The organism is Francisella philomiragia (assembly GCF_018135955.1).
Classification (GTDB): domain Bacteria; phylum Pseudomonadota; class Gammaproteobacteria; order Francisellales; family Francisellaceae; genus Francisella; species Francisella philomiragia.
Window position 1 is genome coordinate 914,018 of record NZ_CP063138.1, and the last position, 23,167, is coordinate 937,184.

A 23,167-nucleotide genomic window follows, 5' to 3' on the forward strand; every position below is an offset into this window, starting at 1 on the left:
AAAGGAATTAATATAATGGATTTGTTAAAAGCGTACTATATGGAATTAATTAATAATTCAACATCAGTAGCTATATTGATTTTTATAGTATTTTTGTTAGCCATTTTATTATTTTCTTGGATAATAAATAAGATAATTAGTAAATATATATCATCATTAGCAGAAAGAATTTTTTTTAAAGCAAATTCATCATTGGGTAAGTCACTTATCAAAAACAAAATTTTTGATAAGTTAGCACATATAGCCCCTGCTGTTTTTATATATATTGTAATTGGATTTTTAAGTAGTACTACTTACCCATGGATTGAACAATTAGTTTCTTTTATCCAGCTGATAGCTGAGGTATATATTACAATATCAATAATTTCTTTTTTCATATCCTTGATTGACGCTATTTTTAGCTATTTTCAATCCTTGCATGAATTTAAATATTATTCTCTAAAAAGCTATGCTCAAGTAGTAAAGATCTTATTATATCTAGTGGGTACAATATTAATAATATCACTGTTACTAAATAAATCACCTATTGCTTTCTTAACAGGTTTAGGCGCACTATCAGCTGTATTAATGCTAGTGTTTAAAGATACAATTTTGGGTTTTGCTACTAATATACAAGTAGCTGCTTTAGATATGGTTAGAGTCGGTGATTGGATAAGTATACAGTCATTAGGAGTTGAAGGAACTGTCCAAGAAATATCTATTAATACTGTAAAAATTAGAGGATTTGATAAGACAATTTACAATATCCCTACTTACTCATTAATCACAAATAGCGTCAAAAATTGGCGTGGAATGTTTGAAATGGGTGGTAGACAGATCAAAAGATCTTTTAATATTGATATTGATAGTATCAAGTTTTGTGATGCAGAAACTCTTGATAATTTAAGAAAACTAAATTACATGGATGATATTATAAACTCTTGTAATAAGGATGAATTAATTAATACAACATTGTTTAGAAAATACTTAGAACATTATCTAAAAGATCATCCAAAAATTCATACAGAGCCCGGTTGGTTATTTATTGTAAGAGAATTACAACCTACAGAGAAAGGTTTACCAATCCAGCTATATATGTATACAACAGATACAGTATGGGCTAACTATGAAGCGATACAAGCAGGAATCTTTGATTATATTTATGCAAGTATGCACTTATTTGGCTTAAGAGCATTCCAAGATATTAGAGGTAGAATAGATAATCTAAAAGCCTAGAATTTAACTAAAACAAAATCTTTTTTACAATTTAATATTAAATATAATTAATACAAACATTATTCAAGGTAAATATACTTATTGTTACAATTAATAGTAGACTCGTTTGATATGGAGTTCGTTATTAAAGGATATACTCTTCTCAAATTGATTGTGATATTAGCTATAATAGGAATATTATTAGCAATGCCTGCAAAGATTTATAACGACTATATTTCAAGAGCACGAATATCAAATCTATTAAGTGGTATAGGATCTGAAAAAATTAGAGTAATGGAAGATATTAAAAAAACAAGAAAAGTTAATGACCGACATAATATAGTAATTGATACTAGCAATATAGAAGACAAAAGTATGTTGGTATTAACTCCAATAATAATTAATGATAATGTATATTGGGGGTGTAATAGGATAGGTTTATCAGTTTCTCAAGTCCCACATTTTTGTAGATTAAATGATTTTACGACACCACCACAACTAGAAGTAAATACTAATACCGCAGTAAAATGTGAGATCAGTCAAGGAATTACCTATAACCAAAAGACCAATATGTTTGATGTCAATATTAGAATAGAAAATGAAGTTATAACTATAGGTAACTTTGATAATATAAAAGAGGCTTCAAACTCCTTTTTAGATTATTTAAATATATGAAAAATATAAACTAGGATACTTTTCAAACTTAACACTTAGGCAATGTAACACCAACCTGACCTTGGTATTTGCCACCCTTATCTGCATAAGAAGTTTCACACTCTTCATCTGATTGGAAGAATAACATTTGAGCAACGCCTTCATTTGCATATATCTTTGCAGGAAGTGGCGTAGTATTTGAGAACTCTAAAGTTACATACCCTTCCCATTCTGGTTCAAGAGGAGTTACATTAACAATAATTCCACATCTAGCATAGGTAGATTTACCTAAGCAGACTACTAGAGTATCTCTTGGGATTTTGAATTTCTCAACTGTACGAGCTAATGCAAATGAATTAGGAGGAATAATACAAACATCTCCTTTAAAATCGACAAAATTTTTATCATTAAAATTTTTAGGATCAACTATTGAAGAGTTTATATTTGTAAATATTTTAAACTCATCAGCACAACGTACATCGTATCCATAACTTGAAGTTCCATAAGAAACAATTTTTTGGTTATTTGAAACTTTAATTTGTCCTGCCTCAAAAGGTTCTATCATATTATGCTCTTGAGACATTTTTTTGATCCATTTATCTGATTTTATAGTCATTACTATTATTTCTCTCTTAATTTTCTAATTTAACACCAATAGAATCTAAACTACTCGCTTTAGGTAGTTTTTCAATTTCATTTATAATATTTTCAGCAACAGTCATATAGCTAGTATTGATAGCATCATCTTTATCTAAACTGACATATGGTTTTCCATTGTCAGCATTTTCACGGATGGATTTATGCAGTGGTAAATTTCCTAAAAATTCAATGTTATTTTTACCACACAATAGATGAGCACCATCTTCACCAAAAATATGATCATTATTACCACATTTCGGACAAATATAGTAACTCATATTCTCTATGACACCAAGAGTTTTTATATCAACTTTTTGAAACATTGCTAACGCTCTTCTTGCATCAATTAGTGATAAGTCTTGTGGTGTCGTAACGATTACAGCTCCTGTTACAGGCATATTTTTAGAGATAGTAAGCTGGATATCTCCTGTTCCAGGTGGCAAGTCTAAAAATAAATAATCAAGATCTCCCCAGTCAGTATCATTCAAAAGTTGCATCAACGCTCTAGATACAATAGGACCGCGCCAAATTACTGCTGATTCAGGGTCTATTAGATTTCCTATAGAAATCATCTTAACTCCGTATTTTTCCAACGGAATAATCTTTTTCTTATCTGTCGTATTAGGGTTCTGTTTCAGACCAAATAATGTTGGTTGGCTAGGACCATAGATATCAGCGTCTAATATACCAACACTAGCCCCCATCTTTGCGAAACTAACTGCAAGATTAGCCGTAACAGTCGATTTACCAACACCACCCTTACCAGATGCAACCAAGATTATATTTTTTATATTAGGCAAAAGCTTCTGTCCTTTTTGGACTTTCCTTTTAGCGACATTTTCAATTTTCATGATTTCAAATTACTAGCGTTTTCGCTATCATAGATACAATTTGACTCTAATTATACTTAATTAAATATGCTTAAAAAAGATGATTTTAAAACGATTTTGCTAACAAGCATTGGTGGAATGTTAGAATTTTATGACTTTGTCATATTTGGTATGTTTGCAATCGTCTTAGGCAAGACATTTTTCCCACCAGAAGGATCTCCTGCATTACAAGCGCTCTCTGCATTTACAGTTTTTGCAGTAGGTTATTTTGCTAGGCCATTTGGTGGAATATTATTTGGACATATCGGTGATAAATATGGACGTAAAAAATCATTTATTCTTACAATACTATTTATGGGTCTAGCATCTTTTTTGATAGCATTACTACCTTCATATCAGAATGCAGGTATATTGGCTACATTACTATTTGTAGTACTACGAATTATCCAAGGAGCAGCAATTGGTGGCGAAATTCCAAGTGCTGTAGTTTTTGTGAAGGAATCTTTAGTTAAAAATGGCGGTCTTGCTTGTGGAATTATTTTTTGCTTTATTAACTTTGGTATTTTCTTTGCAGAGATTACAAAGATTATAACAACTCATTTTCTTACTGATGATTATGCTTGGCGCGTAGCTTTTATGTTTGGTGGCCTTGCTGCTATTATTAGTTATTTTTTTAGAAAAGAGATACATGAAACCAACACTTTTTTAAATAAGAAAGATCATCACAAAGTTCCATTAATTGATTTATTCAAAACAGAAAAGCTCTCAATCGTAAGAGCAACAGCTGCAGTCTCAATATTTGCTATGGTAGTTGGTTTTTTCTCATTATATTTACCAACTTACTTTCAGCTAAATCATATAGAAAATGGACCTAGTTTAATACTTATTAATCTTTTTGTTTTTTCAGTAGTTTCTATACCTGCAGGATATCTCGCTGATAAATTTACACCTTTACGTATACTTTTGATTGGTGCTTTAGGCTTAATGATATTTGGAAGCTTTTTCTACTATAGTGTTATAACTAATTCAAAATATCTTTTAGAAATAATGCTTATTAACAATATTTTTATGGGACTTGTTGTTGGAGTAGCATCTAATTATGCGAGCACTTTATTTACGCCAGGAGTACGAGCTAGTGGATTAGGTTTTAGTTATAATATTAGTTTTGCAGTGTTTAATGGTGCTTTTTTGGCTTTAGCGAGCTTAGGTATTGCTAAAGGATACATATTAACGCCTCTATATCTAATATTAACCGTAGTTGTTATTTCCATTATAATTTTACTTATCACTAAAAAATTTGGTCAACATAACATAGCTATATAGATTGCTATCATTATGATAAAATTTTTCTTATATTTCTTTTATTTAGTTTTACCATGGAAAACTTCCTAAATAGTCTGGTATATATTTTAGAAGCAAATACAATTTTGTTTATATGCCAAGCTTTTACTATTTTTGTAGTCTTAAAACTTATTGTTGACAAAAAATCACCATCAAATATATTAGCATGGCTATTAGCTATACTTTTTATTCCTTACATCGCGATTCCATTCTTTTTTATTTTTCAGCGCAAGGATAAGCGTAAATTTTGGCAAAAAAATGCTATGAGTATGGATGATACCGAATCATTTGATAAATCATGTATATATCAAAATAGTTGTCAGGACTTACCTGTTAGTGTCATTAGAACATTTTCAAATCTTGAGTTGTCTACTCTAACTATGAAAAACTCGTTTGATATTTATACTGATGGAACAAAGTCATTTGAAGTATTTATAGAGGCTATAAAATCAGCCAAACATAGTATTTATATTCAAACATATATTATCAAAAATGATACTACATCAAAGCTAGTAATAAGAGCATTAGAACAAAAAGCAGCTGAGGGTTTAGATATTAAAATATTAATAGATTCATTAGGATCATTTTATGTTTATCGTCATAACAAAAGAATATTTAAGAATCTAAGAAAACTAGGCGCTAAAGTAGTATTTTTTATGCCTATAATATCTAATCCTTTGCGTAATTATATAAATTATCGCAATCATCGTAAAATATTCATTTTTGATAATAATACCGTTTTTAGTGGTGGAATAAATATAGGTGATGAATATATGTCACCGACTAAGCATAATGGAATGTGGAGTGATTTATTGTTCAAAATTGAAGGAGAATCTGTAGTCCACTTTCTGAAAGTTTTTTGTTCAGACTGGCACTTTGCAACATCAGAAGAACTAAACTTCAAAATTGAAAGTCAAATCACAACTGAGTGTTTCGCTCAGGTAATACCTTCTGGTCCAGATATGCATAAAAATCAGCTTTATGCTGGATTAATTACTGCCATAAACTCTGCTCAACATAGGTTATGGATTATAACACCATACCTAATCCCATCACTTGATTTATTACAATCAATACTATTAGCAAAATGTCGTGGAATAGATGTAAAAGTAATCACACCTAAAAACTCTGACCATAAAATAATTAATCGAGCTAGATCCAGCTATATTAGAGATTTACTCGAATGTAACATAGACGTATATTTTACTGAAAACATGCTACATGCAAAGGCTGTACTTGTTGACTCTAACATAGCTATTTTAGGTTCAGTAAATTTAGATAATCGTAGTCTATTTTTGAACTATGAAGTAGCAACTTTTATATATTCACCTAAACAAGTTAAGAAATTATATAAATGGGCAGAAACTGTAATAGAAGGCTCAACACAAGATGCATCTCACCTACCAACGAAACGCACAAGTTTAATAGTTGAAAGTATAATGAAAATATTGACACCATTAATGTAAATTACCTATAAAATTGAGGCTGTGTTACAATCTAGCTTAATAATTTGTTATCACCATATAAATAAATGGAAAATTTCTTACTACATTTACTATACATCCTGGAAGCAAACATCATTTTATTTGTATGCCAGGCATTTACAATATTAATTGTTCTAAAATTAATAGTTGATAAGAAGTCTGCTTCTAATATATTGGCGTGGTTACTTGCTATACTTTTTATTCCGTATGTAGCTATACCTTTTTTCTTTATATTCCAACGCAAAGATAAGCGTAGCTTTTGGCAAAAGGAAAATATGGATATTAGCGAATCAAGCTTACAATCATTTTGTATTAATGATAGTGATAGTTGCAAAAATTTGCCGATAGAAACAATAAATGTTTTTACAAATATGGATCTACCAACCTTAACAAGTAAAAACTCTTTTGAGATGTATACTAATGGGGTTAAGTCATTCGAAGCTTTTATGGAAGCGATTAAAGCTGCAAAGAAAAATATCTACATTCAAACGTATGTATTTAAAAATGACACAACATCTAAACTTGTAATCAGTGCCTTAGAAAAAAAAGCTGCTGAAGGTGTTGAAGTTAAAATGATGATAGATTCTTTAGGATCATTCTATATATATCGCCATAATAGAAAAATCTTTAAAAACTTACGTAAATTAGGTGCTCAAGTTGTATTTTTTATGCCGGTAATATCAAACCCATTGCGTAACTATATTAACTACAGAAATCATCGTAAAATATATATTTTTGATAATCAAACTGTATTTAGTGGTGGTATGAATATAGGTGATGAATATATGTCGCCAATTGAGCATGAAGGAATGTGGGATGATATTTTGTTTAAAATACAAGGAGATTCATTAGCATATTTTCTTAAAGTTTTTTGCTCAGACTGGCACTTTGCTACAAGTGAAGAGCTTGAATTTAAAATTGAAAACACTATTTCTCAGGAAGGTTTTGTTCAAGTAATACCTTCAGGACCAGACTTACAGGAAGATCAACTATATTCTGGTCTTATTACAGCTATTAATTCAGCCAAAGAAAAGCTCTGGATAATAACTCCATATCTAATACCATCTGCTGAACTATACCACTCAATTATACTAGCAAAAAAGAAAGGCATAGATGTCAAAATTATTACACCTAAAAAATCTAATCATCAATTAGCTGATCGTGCTAGAGCTAGTTATATAAGAGATTTTCTAGCAAATGATATTGATGTTCATTTTACAAAGAATATGATCCATGCAAAAGCCGTGTTAATAGATAATAACATCGCTATGCTTGGTTCTGTTAATTTAGATAATCGTAGCTTATTTTTGAATTATGAAATTGCTACTTTTCTATATAGTCACAACGATGTCGAAAAAATATATCAGTGGGCTGATAAAATATTAGCTGACTCTACTCAAAGCACACAGCATATGACCACAAGCAGAGGTAGCCTGATCGCAGAAAGTATTCTTAAAATACTTACTCCATTAATGTAACCGTAGATCATAACACTTATTTGCTATCCTTTAAATAGACTTTTGTTGATATTTTTTTATTTGATAAAAGCTGGTTAATCTCTTGAATTTGTAAATTATTATGTCCTTGTTTTTGATTTATTTTAGTTAAACCAAGGAGATATACTATTATGCAAAAACTTAAAGCCACATCGAAAGCATTGTTAATACTAGGATTAGGCATAACAATATTGACATCATGTTCAAATAATGATGACAAAAGCAATGTTGATCCATTAGAACTTTATAGCAAAATTACACAGCTTGAAGCTGCTTTTGATGAGCAGTATGGCGATACATTCAAATTACCCCAAAATGCTAAACAATGTACTACAAATATTACCAAAAACTCAGATGTATTTAAGTATATGGATAGCAAAACAGGTTATGATTATACAGATAACTCTCAATATGCCCAAACAGCAAAAAAATTAGTAGATAGTTTAAATAATCTAATGTACGAATTTAAAGATATTGGCTTTATTAAAGCTATAGAGAAAAATGGTAAACACCCTGCTATTATGTTCGATATTGATAACACTCTTGAGTTAACTTCTTTTAATGATGATTACGATAGCAAAGGTACCAAAGCAACTCCATATATTACTGACTTTGTCAAAAATCAATGTTTTAAAGATGGTGTTAATTGCTATTTTATAACTGCTAGGTATTGTAATACTGCCTCAGCAACTACTACTGCAAAATGGCTAAAAAGTAATCTCAATCTTACAGATAATCAGATTAATAAATATGTGTTTTTGTCAGGTTCAATTGAAAATAGTCTTTGTGCATCAAGTGCAAATGATAAAGTCGCTTATAAAGATTCATTTAGACAAGCCCTATCAGAGCAAAGAAATGTATATTGGCTTATGTCTATTGGTGATCAAATGACTGATTGGTACGGCTCTCATAGTGGTTTAAAAGTCAAATTCCCAAATCAGCTATTCCAAAGTAATATAGTACCTAATAACTATGATAACCCTAGCAACTGTATGTTGATGACTGTTACTGCTCCTACTCAAAGTTGCTATGATAGAATTAAATCAGGAATATTAGAGCATGGTACAATTAATTATTGTAAGAATTTCAAAGATAATAAATATTATAGTGGTAATTAGAGTCTAAATTATTGTTAATTTCTAAGTCCAAATAGCGACTATTGCCATAATTGCAAAGCCAATAATTACAAAACTATATTGCTTTGTATTACAACAGTCTTTAACAAGTACAGATCTATCTAAACCATGTAAAGTTCCCATATATATAAAAGTACCTGCTGCTATAGCAGTAAATGTGGGCTCAACAAATGGATTTGTGACATAATTATGCGCAGCTTGTCCAAAGATTATTCCTAGTGGAGTCATTATTACAAATACTATAAAAAGCATAAATCTAGTTATAAAGCTCATATTTGTTTTATTTATATTTATAGCTAATGCAAAACTTGCTGCCCATTTATGTGCAATAATTGCTAAGAATATCACAAGTGCTACACTTAACTCTTCAGATAGACCTAAAGCAGCACCTTCAAAAAAACTATGTATAGATAGCATTATTGTTGCCATTATAGCCATAAAAGATAAGTTGCCTTTATTGCTCTTTGATAATGCTCCACCGATATGTTCTAACAACAAAAAGAGTAAAATAGTTATCCCTGCTATCAAAAATGGAAATGGATAATCTATATTTAGTTCTGAAAAATCTCCAGCTGAATCACCCAGCATATGAATTAGTCCAGCCCCTAAAAATACTCCACTTGCTAAAGCTTCACCAATGGGAAAATGAAAACCATTCGGATTATTTGCTTTCTTTACAAAAGGAAATATACCAGAGATTGCTGTTACGAATAAAATCACAAGCAAAATTGTTAATTGAAAATTACTCATCTTTAGACCTCTTCATCATCTGATTCAAACCAGCTAGGAAATGGATCTGCTAAATTAGTGTATTTTTCTGGATTATCCCAATAGTCATTTATTAAGCATTGATCCAAAGCTGCTTTGATTTGATCATCATCCATTTCGTCTTTTAAGCCAATAAAGACTATCTCTTGTCTTCTATCACCACTGATATCATTCCATCTATCTTTTAGCATCTGTTGAAATTCTGGAGTATTTGGCCATTGCTCTTTGTCCATGCTAGCCCACCACATACCCATACCTTGATGTCTAACTAATGCACCTGCTTGAGAAACTTCTCCAACATAATCAGGTCTAGTAGCTAACCAGAAAAAGCCTTTTGCTCTGACTACTCCTGGCCAGTCAACATTATCAAAAAAATTCATTATCTTAACAGGATCAAAAGGATTTATTGAGTTATAAACAAAAGATCTAATACCATATTCTTCAGTTTCTGGTACATGCTCTTTGAAATTATAAAGCTCTTTGCTCCACAACGGATGATTTTCAGCTTCTTCTAAATTAAATTTCTTGGTATTTACTACCTTATTTATATCAACTTTTGAAAAATTTGTTTCTATAATTTCTGCATCAACATTTAGTCCTTTGATTATAGATTTGACAGTCTCTTTTTCTGCCGTCGAGCATTCATTAATTTTGTTTAATATTATGATATTAGCAAACTCTATCTGCTCTACCATAAGATCAACTATTGCTCTATCATCTTCATCCCCTAAGCTCTCACCAGTATTTTTTAGATATTCACAAGAGCTGTAATGACTCATAAAATTAACACTATCGACTACCGTAACCATTGTATCTATATAAGCAACATCTGCAAGACTCTTGCCCTCTTCATCTCTAAACTCAAAAGTTGTCGCAATAGGTAATGGTTCTGAGATACCAGTGCTTTCAATAATTAAATAATCATATTTTTGTGATTTTGCTAACTGCTCTACTTCTATTAGCAAATCTTCACGTAGTGTACAGCAAATACAGCCATTACTAAGCTCAACCATCTTTGCTTCAGTTTTTGAGATATGTGAATCATGATTTTTGATTAGCTCAGCATCAATATTTATTTCATTCATGTCATTAACAATCATAGCAATTTTTAAACCATTACTATTATTGAGAATATTACTTAATAAAGTAGTCTTACCGGCCCCTAGAAAGCCAGATAAAACTGTAACAGGTAATTTTTTCATATATAGAGTTTTTTTGTAGTTAAATTTTGATTGATATAATACACAAACATACAATATGTTACAATATAACAGTTTATTAAATAATAAGAAATGAGTTATACTTTGTCGAGTAAATTAAACAAAGTTTGACTTCTATTAATGAGTAAAAGTATACAAATAGCTAAAAATTTCTGTGAAAAGAATAAATACAGATTTACTAAACCTCGAGAACAAGTGCTCCAAACTATTTATAATCAAAACACTCCCCTAAGTGCTTATGATATTTTAGAGATCCTTTCAGCAAAAAAACAAACAAATCCTCCTACTGTATATAGAGCAATAGATTTTTGGTTAAAACATGGTTTTATCCATAGGATAGAAAGTCAAAATTGTTATGTAAAATGTAAAGAAAATCACAAGCATCAAGGCTTTGAAGTATTTGTTTGCCAAAATTGTGGTTTTGTTGATGAATCACATTTTTGTAATCTAGATATTTTTAAAGAGTTTCAAAAACTTACACCTTATCAAATTGAGAGTTGGAATCTTGAGTTAAGAGGATTATGCGATAAATGTCTCAACAAAGGTTAGTGTAATATTAGTTTTATAGCACTAAATTAATTATAATTTCAACTTGCTCCAAGATTATTGATACATCTAAAATTTTAACAATAAAAAGGAATTATCATGAAATTTCTACATTATAAGTATAATAATGATATTTATCCATGCATCTTATCAAAAGATATTTTATACAATATTAAAGATTTCGTATCAGATATTTCACCCAAAAATATTGTTATACTTACCTCTATAATAAGCAATATTGATATAAATACTTTACCTGTATTAACAAAAAATATAAACGAAAATAATATAACTAGCTGCATTAATAACCCTGGAAAAATAGTCGCTATAGGAATGAATTATTTAGATCATTTAGAGCGAGTCAATTTTCTTGGTGGACCTAAAATTAAACCAACTAATTTTATATTTTTTCAGAAACCTTCAAGTAGTATCACAGGACCTTACGATCCTATATATATCCCCAAAAATTGTAATAAACTAGATTATGAAAACGAACTTGCTGTTGTTATTAGTAAACCTGCGAAGAATATCAAAGTATCTGATGCCTATGAATACATATTTGGATATTGTATAGCTAATGATGCTTCTGAAAGAGGACTACAATTTCAACAACCTGGGCAATATAATATGGGTAAAAGCTGTGACTCTTTCTGTCCACTAGGACCTTATCTTGTTAGCAAAGATGAGATTAACCCAGATAATCTTTACATAAAAACTAAAGTAAATAATCAAATCATGCAAAATGGTTCAACTAAAACAATGATTTTTAAAATCCCAACATTAATAGCTAAATTAAGTGAGTATTTTACCTTAGAAGCTGGAGATGTTATTTTAACAGGAACTCCTCAGGGAGTTCAGCTTGAAAATGAAATTCTTGGATTAGAAACTAGTTATTTACAAGAAAATGATGTGCTTGAGTTAGAAATAGAAGGTTTAGGAATACAACGAAATTTAATTTTGAAAGCTTAATTATCCAATCATTATGGCTAATATAATAACTAAAAATATAAAATATATAACATTTTGGACAACATGCGGTATTACAGATGATAGTCTAGTACCAATTGGGGCTCCGAGCAACGAACCAAATATCATACCAATAGCCGCAGGGATATATACATATCCAAGACAGAACTTAGGCAATGCTGATTCAGATAAACCTGTGATTATATAGGTATTAGCACCAAGTAATGCAATAAATGGTGTTACGGCAGCGGCTATAGCAGCAGCCTGACCCATAGTAAAGTTTTTATGTTTTAGAAAAGGTACTATCATTACGCTAGCACCTATACCAAGAAGTACAGCTATGGCGCCAGTAAAGCCACCATAAATGACCGATATTATTTTTTTTGGGTTTAGTCTATTAGCATTATTGTTATTAGTACTTTTTTTTGCAAAAGATTTGATAGCCCATTTAACTATTGTATATATAAGGAATATTATGAAAAATATCTTGAGTATGTTACCAGGTAAAAAACTAGCAAAAATTGCTCCTAGTACGGCACCAATTATAACTCCAAATTTCAGAGGAATAGCTACTTCCCATATTATATTATTAGATTTATGATGAGAATAAGTCGTAATACTAGATGTAAATATCATTACAAAAAGAGAAGTTGCAATAGCAACATGCATAGCATTAGAACTATATGCAGGTTCATAAATTGTCATAAAAGTCATCATCAAAGGTACTATTGTTAAGCCACCACCAAGACCAAAAAGTCCTGAAAGAATGCCAACGATAACACCCGTAATTATGAAACATATAGCTAGAAATAACATCTACTCATCCTTTAGAGTATGACTGTATTATTTCATTCTATCATAAAATTAAACTCTTTGTTCTGCACCAAACATATCTCTTAGAATAGATAAAGCAGAATCTACAGCTTGGTTTATAATTATATCATCTAAAGTTTTATCATTATCTTGGAAAAGCATACTTAAGGCTATACTCTTTCTTGCATTTTCTTCAGACTCGTAGATATCAAAAATATTTAGATCTTTTAGTATACTTATATTAAGGTCACTTATAGCTTTGATAATATCTCCAGCAAGTACAGATTTATCAACTAAGAATGATATATCTCTTGATACTGATGGATATTTAGAAATTTTTTCAAAACTAGGTATTTTCTTGTTAACTAAAACATCCAAGTCTAATTCAAATACTATAGGAGCTTTTGCTTTGATTTGGAAAGTTTTTAAAACTGATGGATGAATTACCCCAATAACACCAATCTTATTATTGCCAGCAAGTATATAAGCTGATTGGCCAGGGTGTAGCCAATTAACATCATCACATACTTTAAAGTTTAGATCGGCAATGTCGACACAAAGCGCCTCGATATCAGCTTTAACATCAAAGAAGTCTACTTTTTTTGTACTAGACCAATTTGGATTTAGTAATTCTCCATACGCTAAGCCAGCTATTTTATCAAATTGAACTCTTTGATTATTTTCTAACTTGAAACAAGCACCCTTCTCAAATATTCTTATTCTATTTTGTTGACGTGATGTGTTTGCTTTAAATGAATTGATCAATCCAGGTATCAAAGATTGTCTCATTACAGATAAATCTTGAGAAATTGGATTTCTAATAGCGATACCCTTTTGCTCAAAGAAAAAATCATCAAACTTAGGATCTATAAAGCTATAATTAATAGCTTCATGATAGCCTCTATCAACTAACCTAGAGTTTAAAACATCATAAGATTGCTTTGTTTCTGAAATATTTATCTTAGTTGCCGCATACTTAGGCATAGTTTCTGGCAGTTTTGAATAACCATATACACGAGCAACTTCCTCTATTAGATCCTCAGGTATTTCCATATCAAAACGATATGAAGGAGGTAATACTTCTATACAATTACTATCAAAGCTTGTTTCTACATCCATGTGTAATGCTTTGAGAACTTCTGTTACATATTCTATATCAAAATCAGTACCTAATACACGATTTAGTTTTTTAATAGAAAGAGTAATTTTGTTTTGCTTATTTAACTTTTCTAAATCTTCTGCTCCATGAATTGGAGCAACTTCACCACCTGCAATTTCATTTATTAATTTGATAGCTATTTTCATCGCTTTTTTAGCTAGTTGCGGGTCAACTCCACGCTCAAATCTATGTGATGAATCAGTATGTAGATTATATTTACGTGCTTTACCAGCTATTTTTTCTGGTACAAAGAATGCACTTTCTAAGAATATACTAGTAGTGCTATCAGTTATTGATGAATCTAAACCGCCCATTACACCAGCTATAGCTAGAGCTTTTGAATCATCTGCTATTACTAAAGTATCTGATTGTAATTTAACTTCTGTTTCATCTAAAAGTGTCAGTTGTTCATTATTATCTGCATAGCGAACATTTATACTGCCATCTAGCTTATCTAAGTCAAAAGCATGCATTGGCTGACCCGTTAGTAACAACACATAATTTGTTACGTCCACAAAAAATGAAATACTACCAATACCACTTCTCCTTAGCTTTTCAACCATCCATAATGGAGTTTGGACATTATTATTTACATTTTTGATAATACAACCATAATATGCATAACATGCATCTGTTGCAGTAATATTGACATCTTTAGTATCTGTAATAGTTACTTTAGGCTCTAGTATTTCTAGATCTCTAAGCTCTGCTTTTGTAAGAGCTGAAACTTCACGGGCTATACCGTATACACTCAAACAGTCAGCTCTATTCGGAGTTAGATCAACTTCGATAATATTATCATCTAAATTTAGATATTTATTAATATCAATACCAACTGGAGCATCTGTAGGTAGATCCATTAAGCCATCAGCTTTTTCAGCTAAGCCCAGTTCTTCTTCAGAACACATCATCCCAAAAGATTCTTGTCCTCTTAGCTTTGATTTTTTGATTTTGAAATCACCTGGTAAAACAGCTCCAATTTTTGCAACTGGTGCTTTCATACCTTCATATATATTACTAGCACCACAAACTATAGTTAGAAGCTCACCTTCGTCTACATCTACACTACAAATATTGAGCTTATCAGCATCAGGATGTTTATTGATAGTTTTGATCTGACCAACCACAACACCGCTAACTTTATCTGTGACGACTGGTTCAATTGCATCTACTTCTAAACCAGCTAAAGTTAAAGTATCTGCCAAATTTTGGCTATTTTGAGTATCACCTAGATATTCATTTAACCAATTATGTGAAAATTTCATTTATAAACCTCAAATAATAATTAAAACTGTTTCAAAAATCTTAGATCATTCTCAAAGAACATTCTTAAATCATCAATACCATATCTAAGCATTGACAATCTCTCAACACCCATACCAAAAGCAAATCCTTGGTAATTTTCAGAATCTATATTTCCTGCTTTTAGAACTTTTGGATGCACCATACCACAACCAAGAACCTCTAACCAACCAGTGTGTTTACAAACTCTACAACCTTTACCATCACACATTACACACTCCATATCAGCCTCTGCAGATGGCTCTGTGAATGGGAAATATGATGGTCTAAATCTTACTTTTAGATCTTTTTCAAAGAATGAGTTAAGAAAAGCATGTAACAATCCCTTAAGATCAGCAAATGAAACATCTTTATCTACAAGCAACCCTTCGACCTGATGAAACATAGGTGTATGTGTAATATCAGAATCACAACGATATACTCTACCTGGAGCTATAATCCTAATCGGAGGCTGTTGCTTTTCCATAGTTCTAATCTGAACACCTGAAGTATGAGTTCTAAGTACATGAGTATCATCAATATAAAAAGTATCATGCATAGCACGAGCTGGATGATGCGACGGTATATTTAGAGTCTCAAAATTATAATAATCACTTTCAATCTCAGGTCCTACTTCTACTGCAAAACCATTTTGCTTAAAGAAAGCTTCAATACGATTAAGTGTTTTTGTTACAGGATGAAGTGAACCTTGATTTTGCCCTACTCCTTTTAATGTAACATCAATTTTTTCACTTGCTAATTTCTCATTCAATTCTGCTTCTTCAAATTTTGCTAATTTTTCATTAATAGCATTTTGAAGTGCTTCTTTTGCAATATTAACAGCTTGACCAAGCTTTGGCTTTTCTTCATTAGGTAATGTAGCTATTAGCCTCATCATACCTGTTAGCTCACCTTTTTTACCAAGATATTTTACTCGAATATCATCTAGAGATTTTTTATCTTTGACAAGATTTAACTCTTCAAGAGCCTGATCTCTCATTTGATCAACTATTTGCATATTTATCCTTTATTTAAAAACTTGCAGATATTATAGACAAAAAAGATTTTTATTAAAATGTGGTAAGACAAACAATTTAGGAGTTTTAGTTAGTTTTTTTATTTAAGCCATATTTACTAATTACAAATGCTCCTATAACACTTATTATTCCTCCAACTATCGATATATATGCTTCTGTCTCTCCCAAGAGAATCCAACCTAAGAATAAAGAAATTATAGGCATAAAATATAATGAGCTAATAGCAACTGTTGCAGGAATATTTCTAAAAGCATAACCCCAAAATAAATAACCCATTGCCCCAGGAAATACTCCTATATAAATTACAACAAAAATACTTGTGAAATTTGCTGTAGATAATTCCGCATAAGCCTCATTAGAATATACCATCAACATAATTGTGCCAAACCAAATACAATAGGTAATAGCTTCAATTGGATGAAACTTTATAAATAAACTTTTCTGGAAAACTGAGTAAATGGCACCTGAAAAACAAGCTCCATAAACTAAGCAAATACCAATAAACTCAAATGATGTATCATTCTTTGAACAAAAAATGACTGCAGCACCTATAATGGCTAAAATAAATCCAAAAACACCATATTTATTAATTTTTTCACCCCAGAATATAAATGCAAATACAGCTACAATTATAGGAGCCTGAGCTATAATAAAATTAGCACTAGATGCCGTAATTCTAGATTCTCCTGAATTTAACAATACATTATATGCAAAGAAACCAAAGAAGCCTAAAATAGCAAATCTCAACAAATCTTTTAAATTAGGCTTAGTTTTATTTTTTTGTCTAAAAAATATTATAAGCATAACTATACTAGCTATACCATATCTAGCTAATGATAAGCCTCCAGCACTAAATCCATTTAACATCAAATAACGGATTCCAATAAAAGCCGTTGACCACATTGTTATAGTCATTAGTAATAAAATTAATGCTTTTTTAGTAGACAACTGATTATGCATAGCTAGGTAATATAATTTAATCTTCGATCATTTTATTAAGTTTTTTGCCAATTACAAAAGCAATTATTGCAAAAACTATCGCAACTAGAGAAACATATCCAAATAATTCCTGGTATTTATGGAAACTACTTATCGTCATTTGAATATCAAAGCCTTTTGATTCATCATACTGTATACCACTTGAAACTGCTTGAGCAATTGTTGTACCAATCTTAATACCAATAGCTGATGTTATAAACCATGTTCCCATAGCAAAGCCAGTTATCCTTTGAGGTAATAATTTAGCCATTAAAGACAATCCTAGAGCTGAGATTAATAATTCACCAGCTGAGAAAAACACTGTTATTGCTAAAACTTCCCAAAGTATACTAACTTTAGCTGTAGGGTCATTAATCATACAAGCTAAAAACATGCTACCATATGCAAAACCACAGAATAGAATTCCTAAAGCAAACTTAAATGGTAAGCTAAAATCTTTTGCCCCTAGCTTTGTGTATATAAAAGCTAATATCGGGGACAATATAATCACACCAGCTGTATTCAACACCCCTGGTATACTCTGAGGATTAACACTATAACCAAATAAATTTAAATTGACATGGTGGACGTTAAACAAGAAAAATGAGGTCGATTTCTGCTGATATATTATAAAAAACAGTACCGCATAAACTAATAAAATTATCGCAGCTACTATCTTTTTTCTTGAGCTAGGATCTTTCTCAACATAAATCTGAAAAGCAAATACTCCAAAAATAAGTCCTGCACCAAACCATAAAATATAATTAATAGTATCATTAGCTTGTAAAATTATACTAAGCCCTATGATAGCAATGATAAAAATTAACACGATGAGGATAGTTTTTAGATATCCCATGTTTTTAAAATCAACCTCATTACCAATATTTTTGATACTAGAATAACTCAATATACTATTTAATATACCTATTGCAAAACCTACAGAACATACTCCATATGCAGCAGTATATCCATACTTTGTTGCTAAAATGGGTATCAAAAGAGATGCAGATAGTGATCCTAAGTTTATTGACATATAAAAGTATGTATAGACAGAATCTAATTTTAGTTTATCTGTATACATTCTAGAGATTAAGTTTGTTGGCGCGGGTTTGAATAATGAAGATCCAACAATAATACAAGCTAAACTTATATAAACATAATTATCAATAGTTACAAAATAAGGACTTAATGCTAAGCTAAAATATCCAATTAAAAGAAATATAGCTCCTAAGAACATAGTTCTTTTTATACCAAAGACTTTATCTGCGACATATCCACCAATAGCATTAAAAACATATGTTAATGAAGCAAAGCCTCCAAATAGGAGTACGGCTTGTTTTTCTGTAAAATCAAAACCATACTGACTCATAAAAAATAGAATAGCTGTGTAACTAAAGCCGTAGTAACCAAATCTTTCAAAAAATTCGAAAAAACATAGCAAAAAGAATGAATTTTGCTTTCTAATATTCATCAATTTTATCCATAATAATTTTTATTTTAAATTCGATTATAGCTAGTATTGATTGTTATGATAAGCAAAAATTTTACTTGAAGTAGAATTTTGATTATTCAAATTGTTATTTTAACTATCCATTTATAATAATGATAAATTATTTTTAACCTAAACTAATTTAGCAATGGTGATATCATATATAGTAAATACAGATCTTAAATTCATAATATGCAGATAAAAAAATCAGATATATTTAACTATGCATTTATAGCTTTTCCAGTAGCCTTTGCTAGTATTCCTATATATATATTTATACCAGAGTATTATCATTCAAGCTTTGGAATGAATCTAGCTGTTTTAAGTGTAGTCCTTTTTATTTTAAGAGCACTAGATGCTATATTTGATCCTATAATAGGCTGGTATTGTGATAAATTTCATTATCTTAGTAAAATTAGTTTGATAGCTATAGTCGCTATATTCATAACTGGTGTTTATATTATATGTACTCCTGTATTTACAAATATTATAGTCAATCTTGCTGTTGGAATTTTTTTATCTACACTGGCTTTTAGCTATATTACAATATTTTCAACTACTAAAGGTGCTCTTTGGTTGAAAGATGATAATAGTAAATCAGAAGTAATTTCAGCCCGAGAAATTTCTAATATTTTAGGAGTGTTGGTAGCTTCTTTATTATTATCTATTTTTTTATCTTCAATGCCACACCAGAATGGTTATTTTTTATATGCTATAGTTGCAATAATATTAATTGTTATATCTAGTATATTTTTCTTAAAATGGATAAATAAAGTTAATCTAGAAGATAAATCTAAGCACGTAATATATAGCTTTAACATCAAAAACTATATAAATCATCTAGATAGTGATGGTGTATTTCTATTTGTAGGATATACAATTAGTGCTATAGGTTCTACCTTACCAGCCGTGACTATTATTTTCTTTAGTAAATATATTCTAAAAACCCCCGAGTTAACAGGATTATATATATTTGCATATTTCTTAGGAGCGATAGTATTTATTCCTATAATGAAGAAAATATCACTAAGATTTGGAATTATTAAAACGTGGGGTTATGCCCTTCTATTTTATGCCAGCATATTTTCTTTTGTTTTTGCATTATCAGATGGTGACTATATCCTTTTTACTATTATTAGCTTTATCTCTGGTGCAGGACTTGCTACCGAGCTAATTCTTCCAAGTATTCTTTTAGCTAAATGGATAGATAGTTATCCGGAACGAAAAGAACTAGGAAATGGCTATTATGCTATGCTTACTTTTATTGCTAAATTCAGTTATGCAATAGCAACTATAATAACATTTCCTATCATAAACTCTTCTTTTGCTTCTGACTCTGCTAATCTTGAGATATCTCTTAGATTTGTCTACTGTATTTTACCTTGTCTTTTTAAACTAGTAGCTGCTGGGGTTATATTTTTGTGGTTTCGCAAGCTATATAAAAATCAATGATATCTGTAATTACTTTTTAACTTTTATGTATATTCTTCCTGCAACTAAATCATATATTGCTTTTTTTGTATGTAATTCATCATATCCCAAGATACATACCACTCCTAAAAATTTACTCATCGACTCAATATTTGCAGCAGTTGCATCTAGATTTACTAGTTGGATTTTATTTTGGAAAAACAAATTCATAGGATTTAAGATTAGGTTCTTGATTTTAATATCTGCGACTGTCAATGTTCCATCTGTTGCTTTAATTGTTTTCTGAGGTTTAGTTGGTGCTAAGTCTATGCTCTTCAGATATTTATCTGAAATTGTAAAATTAGAAGTTCCTGTATCAAGTAAGCAATTAACCGGGTGATTACTATCTATTGATATGGCAATTGTCTGATGCTGAGATAATAATTTAGTTAAGCTAATTAATAAATAATTTTCTTTATCTAATACTTGTCCTATTTCATAGTGTTTTTTAGCTGTTAGGTTATTTTTATTTAAGTATATTAAGTTCTCTGAAAAGTCAAAAATCGCATTATATCTAACTAAGAAATCTGTTCCAATAACAATTACCGGATATTGTTTTCTTTTAGGCTGGTTAGTAATTTTGGCTTCGACATTTTTAAGGAGAATGTCCCCTATCTGAATTTTATTTAATAGTACATTTTGATTTTTAATTTTTTGTCCTACCATATTTGATGAATATCCAGAACCACTTTCCTGATTAAGTCCTAATTGATCAACTGAGTGGTTAAAAATACTTATTCCTTTTGATCCGGAATCAAAAATCACATAAGCAAATCTATTGTTTACCTTTGCAAGTATATATGGTGCTTTAAACTCTTTTTTATTTTCTAGCTTCAATGCTTTGTAAGCATATTCTTTCAAAATATCTTGTAAATTATTAGCAACCGATAAATTCATGAATAAACAAAAGCTAAATATTATTAAAATTTTTCTAAACATATTTTATTTTCCTTCATTTTTTTGATATTCTCACAAATAAATTACTGTTTATCAATAACTAATTATTGATAAACGATAAAAATAATATAAAATAGATATCATATCTCTAAATACACAAGGAATAAAAGTTATGCAAAATTTAGAAAAAATTAGTAAGTTCTATAAAAATATTTTTAGAATAGTTTTTGTATTGATAGTAATATCTGTTCCAACATTTTGGGCTTTTGCACAGAGCGAATATATACCTAATGTCACAGATACAGCACAGCATTATATCGATCAAATGTCACAACCAATTGCTTTAGATACTAGAATTATAGGTCTTTTAGTTAGCTTGATACCAGTTTCAGTAATACTTTATATAATTGCTCTTTTAATCAAATTATTTACGTGTTATGAAAAACTTTAGGTTTTTTCTTCTAGAGTAGTTTTGATATACAAAAGATTAGGATGGGGATTGGTATATTATTTTTTTGCTCAAATCATTTTTGAGCCTTTAATATCATTGACTCTAAGTTATCATAATCCTGTAGGTGAACGTTTCGTAAGTGTATCAATCGGTACTAACGAAATTCTAGCATTATTATGTGGTGGAGTGATTATAACAATATCAAAAGTTATGCAAAAAGCTCACGAACTTGCTGAAGAAAATGATTTAACAATTTAAGGGTATTTAGATGGCTATAAGAGTTAACCTAGCTAAAATTATGACTGCAAAACAAATAAAATCAAAAGACTTAGCTAAAGCTATTGGAATTACTGAGCAAAATTTATCTATTTTAAAAAATGAAAAGGCAAAAGCTATTAGGTTTTCTACTTTAGAAGCAATTTGTGAATATCTAAATTGTCAACCTGGTGACATACTAATTTATGAAGATTAAAATCTTGTAGAATTTAGATATACAAGTATTTTGTATATCTTGTTACAATTGTATTTAAATAAAATTAATCTTAGATAGTATAAATTATGAATAAAATAAATTTAGGTAAGTATTTTTTTGTTTTAACTATATTTTTCATAAATATAAGTTTTGCAAGTTCTGATAAATATCACTTAGAAACCCCTCCGATACCAGCAGGAACTTATAAACCTGACTTTAGAGATATCAAAGATGTATCTGAAAAGAAAAAAATCTTTATAGAGTTTATGTCAAAAGAAATAGATGAGGCTAATCAAGAGTTATGTAAACAAAGACAAACTATTTTGAAACTACAAGAAATTCTTAATGACAAACAAGATTTAGATGAAAATCAAAAAACAAAAGTCAAAAAATATACTTCATTCTACAAAGTATGGAATGCTAATACTTTACAAGAACAAGTTAATGCTTTAGTTACAAAAGTTAATATCGCCCCTAAAAGTCTAGTAATTGCTCAAGCAATTCTTGAAACTGGCTGGGGAACATCTAGATTTGCAGTTGACTATAATAATTATTTTGGATTACATTGTTTTGAAGAAAACTGTGGTATCAAGGCTAAAGATTCAGATGTCCAAGTAGAGACTTTTAAAGATGTTGGAGATAGTATTCTTGGATACTACTTTAGATTAAATACTGGAGAAAAGTTTGCTAAATTTAGACAAGTAAGACAAGCTAATGGCGATACTTCTCAACTCATTAATACTCTGACAGAATACTCTGCGTTAGAGGGAGATGAATATCAAAATAGATTAAATAGTGTAATTAAATCAAATAATTTAGATAAGCTTAAAGCTTCTTGTTAAAGAA

Annotated in this window: 21 protein-coding genes and 1 pseudogene; 12 read left to right on the forward strand and 10 right to left on the reverse strand. The window is 30.0% G+C overall.

Annotated elements, in window-relative coordinates:
- Positions 1-15: 15 nt before the first annotated feature.
- Complete coding sequence (locus IMS64_RS04465; RefSeq protein WP_211491031.1) at positions 16-1,215, forward strand: mechanosensitive ion channel family protein; 1,200 nt, start codon at positions 16-18, stop codon at positions 1,213-1,215.
- 81 nt (positions 1,216-1,296) lie between these two features.
- Positions 1,297-1,869, forward strand: a complete 573-nt coding sequence (locus IMS64_RS04470; protein ID WP_088821220.1) for a pilin — start codon at positions 1,297-1,299, stop codon at positions 1,867-1,869.
- A 28-nt stretch (positions 1,870-1,897) separates the two neighbouring features.
- On the opposite strand, the gene dcd is transcribed toward IMS64_RS04470, so the two are convergent.
- Entirely contained in the window at positions 1,898-2,464 is a 567-nt protein-coding gene (gene dcd, locus IMS64_RS04475) for a dCTP deaminase (protein ID WP_004287760.1), read from the reverse strand.
- Positions 2,465-2,480: 16 nt separating this feature from the next.
- Entirely contained in the window at positions 2,481-3,341 is an 861-nt protein-coding gene (locus tag IMS64_RS04480) for an Mrp/NBP35 family ATP-binding protein (protein WP_211491092.1), read from the reverse strand.
- Positions 3,342-3,404: 63 nt separating this feature from the next.
- Here IMS64_RS04480 and IMS64_RS04485 point away from each other — a divergent pair, with 63 nt between their 5' ends.
- The 4 genes from IMS64_RS04485 to IMS64_RS04500 all read left to right on the forward strand — a co-directional run bounded on the left by IMS64_RS04485 (position 3,405) and on the right by IMS64_RS04500 (position 8,756).
- Complete coding sequence (locus IMS64_RS04485; RefSeq protein WP_211491032.1) at positions 3,405-4,640, forward strand: MFS transporter; 1,236 nt, start codon at positions 3,405-3,407, stop codon at positions 4,638-4,640.
- Between the two features lie 53 nt (positions 4,641-4,693).
- A complete protein-coding gene (cls, locus tag IMS64_RS04490) occupies positions 4,694-6,124 on the forward strand; it encodes a cardiolipin synthase (RefSeq protein ID WP_012281022.1) in 1,431 nt (476 codons plus the stop codon).
- Between the two features lie 65 nt (positions 6,125-6,189).
- Complete coding sequence (gene cls, locus IMS64_RS04495; RefSeq protein WP_211491033.1) at positions 6,190-7,620, forward strand: cardiolipin synthase; 1,431 nt, start codon at positions 6,190-6,192, stop codon at positions 7,618-7,620.
- A 149-nt stretch (positions 7,621-7,769) separates the two neighbouring features.
- A complete protein-coding gene (locus IMS64_RS04500; RefSeq protein ID WP_211491034.1) occupies positions 7,770-8,756 on the forward strand; it encodes an HAD family acid phosphatase in 987 nt (328 codons plus the stop codon).
- Between the two features lie 21 nt (positions 8,757-8,777).
- On the opposite strand, the gene IMS64_RS04505 is transcribed toward IMS64_RS04500, so the two are convergent.
- Entirely contained in the window at positions 8,778-9,524 is a 747-nt protein-coding gene (locus IMS64_RS04505) for a ZIP family metal transporter (protein WP_003036485.1), read from the reverse strand.
- A gap of 2 nt (positions 9,525-9,526) precedes the next feature.
- Positions 9,527-10,744, reverse strand: coding sequence for a GTP-binding protein (locus tag IMS64_RS04510; protein WP_211491035.1), 1,218 nt, complete (start codon positions 10,742-10,744; stop codon positions 9,527-9,529).
- 138 nt (positions 10,745-10,882) lie between these two features.
- Between IMS64_RS04510 and IMS64_RS04515 the strand changes: the two genes are divergently transcribed.
- The gene (locus IMS64_RS04515) at positions 10,883-11,311 is read left to right on the forward strand and encodes a Fur family transcriptional regulator (RefSeq protein ID WP_200149485.1); all 429 of its coding nucleotides are present in this window, start codon (positions 10,883-10,885) and stop codon (positions 11,309-11,311) included.
- Positions 11,312-11,407: 96 nt separating this feature from the next.
- Positions 11,408-12,277, forward strand: coding sequence for a fumarylacetoacetate hydrolase family protein (locus IMS64_RS04520; protein ID WP_211491036.1), 870 nt, complete (start codon positions 11,408-11,410; stop codon positions 12,275-12,277).
- Here IMS64_RS04520 and IMS64_RS04525 read toward each other — a convergent pair whose 3' ends face one another.
- From IMS64_RS04525 to IMS64_RS04545, 5 genes are all read right to left on the reverse strand, one after another.
- Positions 12,278-13,090, reverse strand: a complete 813-nt coding sequence (locus IMS64_RS04525; protein ID WP_211491037.1) for a sulfite exporter TauE/SafE family protein — start codon at positions 13,088-13,090, stop codon at positions 12,278-12,280. It abuts the gene before it with no gap.
- 48 nt (positions 13,091-13,138) lie between these two features.
- Positions 13,139-15,511, reverse strand: a complete 2,373-nt coding sequence (gene pheT, locus IMS64_RS04530) for a phenylalanine--tRNA ligase subunit beta (RefSeq protein WP_211491038.1) — start codon at positions 15,509-15,511, stop codon at positions 13,139-13,141.
- A 20-nt stretch (positions 15,512-15,531) separates the two neighbouring features.
- Positions 15,532-16,545, reverse strand: a complete 1,014-nt coding sequence (gene pheS / locus IMS64_RS04535; protein WP_211491039.1) for a phenylalanine--tRNA ligase subunit alpha — start codon at positions 16,543-16,545, stop codon at positions 15,532-15,534.
- Positions 16,546-16,630: 85 nt separating this feature from the next.
- Entirely contained in the window at positions 16,631-17,524 is an 894-nt protein-coding gene (locus IMS64_RS04540; RefSeq protein WP_211491040.1) for a DMT family transporter, read from the reverse strand.
- Between the two features lie 16 nt (positions 17,525-17,540).
- Positions 17,541-19,016, reverse strand: coding sequence for a peptide MFS transporter (locus IMS64_RS04545; RefSeq protein WP_211491041.1), 1,476 nt, complete (start codon positions 19,014-19,016; stop codon positions 17,541-17,543).
- A gap of 207 nt (positions 19,017-19,223) precedes the next feature.
- Here IMS64_RS04545 and IMS64_RS04550 point away from each other — a divergent pair, with 207 nt between their 5' ends.
- The gene (locus IMS64_RS04550) at positions 19,224-20,483 is read left to right on the forward strand and encodes an MFS transporter (RefSeq protein WP_211491042.1); all 1,260 of its coding nucleotides are present in this window, start codon (positions 19,224-19,226) and stop codon (positions 20,481-20,483) included.
- A 9-nt stretch (positions 20,484-20,492) separates the two neighbouring features.
- On the opposite strand, the gene IMS64_RS04555 is transcribed toward IMS64_RS04550, so the two are convergent.
- A complete protein-coding gene (locus tag IMS64_RS04555) occupies positions 20,493-21,440 on the reverse strand; it encodes a retroviral-like aspartic protease family protein (RefSeq protein WP_211491043.1) in 948 nt (315 codons plus the stop codon).
- Between the two features lie 130 nt (positions 21,441-21,570).
- Between IMS64_RS04555 and IMS64_RS04560 the strand changes: the two are divergent.
- The 3 genes and pseudogenes from IMS64_RS04560 to IMS64_RS04570 all read left to right on the forward strand — a co-directional run bounded on the left by IMS64_RS04560 (position 21,571) and on the right by IMS64_RS04570 (position 23,163).
- Positions 21,571-22,107: pseudogene (locus IMS64_RS04560) on the forward strand (DUF2975 domain-containing protein).
- Between the two features lie 10 nt (positions 22,108-22,117).
- The gene (locus IMS64_RS04565; RefSeq protein ID WP_004287730.1) at positions 22,118-22,321 is read left to right on the forward strand and encodes a helix-turn-helix domain-containing protein; all 204 of its coding nucleotides are present in this window, start codon (positions 22,118-22,120) and stop codon (positions 22,319-22,321) included.
- A gap of 86 nt (positions 22,322-22,407) precedes the next feature.
- Positions 22,408-23,163 (forward strand): glucosaminidase domain-containing protein, encoded by a 756-nt coding sequence (locus tag IMS64_RS04570; protein WP_244972924.1) that lies wholly within the window; start codon positions 22,408-22,410, stop codon positions 23,161-23,163.
- Positions 23,164-23,167 lie beyond the last annotated feature (4 nt).

Excerpts from the sequence above, each read along its gene's own strand:
- IMS64_RS04540 (WP_211491040.1), bottom strand. The coding sequence starts at position 17,524 with ATGCATAATCAGTTGTCTACTAAAAAAGCATTAATTTTATTACTAATG.
- IMS64_RS04520 (WP_211491036.1), top strand. The coding sequence starts at position 11,408 with ATGAAATTTCTACATTATAAGTATAATAATGATATTTATCCATGCATC.
- IMS64_RS04570 (WP_244972924.1), top strand. The coding sequence starts at position 22,408 with ATGAATAAAATAAATTTAGGTAAGTATTTTTTTGTTTTAACTATATTT.
- IMS64_RS04565 (WP_004287730.1), top strand. The coding sequence starts at position 22,118 with ATGGCTATAAGAGTTAACCTAGCTAAAATTATGACTGCAAAACAAATA.
- pheT (WP_211491038.1), bottom strand. The coding sequence starts at position 15,511 with ATGAAATTTTCACATAATTGGTTAAATGAATATCTAGGTGATACTCAA.
- IMS64_RS04465 (WP_211491031.1), top strand. The coding sequence starts at position 16 with ATGGATTTGTTAAAAGCGTACTATATGGAATTAATTAATAATTCAACA.
- pheS (WP_211491039.1), bottom strand. The coding sequence starts at position 16,545 with ATGCAAATAGTTGATCAAATGAGAGATCAGGCTCTTGAAGAGTTAAAT.
- IMS64_RS04510 (WP_211491035.1), bottom strand. The coding sequence starts at position 10,744 with ATGAAAAAATTACCTGTTACAGTTTTATCTGGCTTTCTAGGGGCCGGT.
- IMS64_RS04485 (WP_211491032.1), top strand. The coding sequence starts at position 3,405 with ATGCTTAAAAAAGATGATTTTAAAACGATTTTGCTAACAAGCATTGGT.
- IMS64_RS04505 (WP_003036485.1), bottom strand. The coding sequence starts at position 9,524 with ATGAGTAATTTTCAATTAACAATTTTGCTTGTGATTTTATTCGTAACA.
- IMS64_RS04500 (WP_211491034.1), top strand. The coding sequence starts at position 7,770 with ATGCAAAAACTTAAAGCCACATCGAAAGCATTGTTAATACTAGGATTA.
- IMS64_RS04525 (WP_211491037.1), bottom strand. The coding sequence starts at position 13,090 with ATGTTATTTCTAGCTATATGTTTCATAATTACGGGTGTTATCGTTGGC.
- IMS64_RS04515 (WP_200149485.1), top strand. The coding sequence starts at position 10,883 with ATGAGTAAAAGTATACAAATAGCTAAAAATTTCTGTGAAAAGAATAAA.
- cls (WP_211491033.1), top strand. The coding sequence starts at position 6,190 with ATGGAAAATTTCTTACTACATTTACTATACATCCTGGAAGCAAACATC.
- IMS64_RS04550 (WP_211491042.1), top strand. The coding sequence starts at position 19,224 with ATGCAGATAAAAAAATCAGATATATTTAACTATGCATTTATAGCTTTT.
- IMS64_RS04555 (WP_211491043.1), bottom strand. The coding sequence starts at position 21,440 with ATGTTTAGAAAAATTTTAATAATATTTAGCTTTTGTTTATTCATGAAT.
- cls (WP_012281022.1), top strand. The coding sequence starts at position 4,694 with ATGGAAAACTTCCTAAATAGTCTGGTATATATTTTAGAAGCAAATACA.
- dcd (WP_004287760.1), bottom strand. The coding sequence starts at position 2,464 with ATGACTATAAAATCAGATAAATGGATCAAAAAAATGTCTCAAGAGCAT.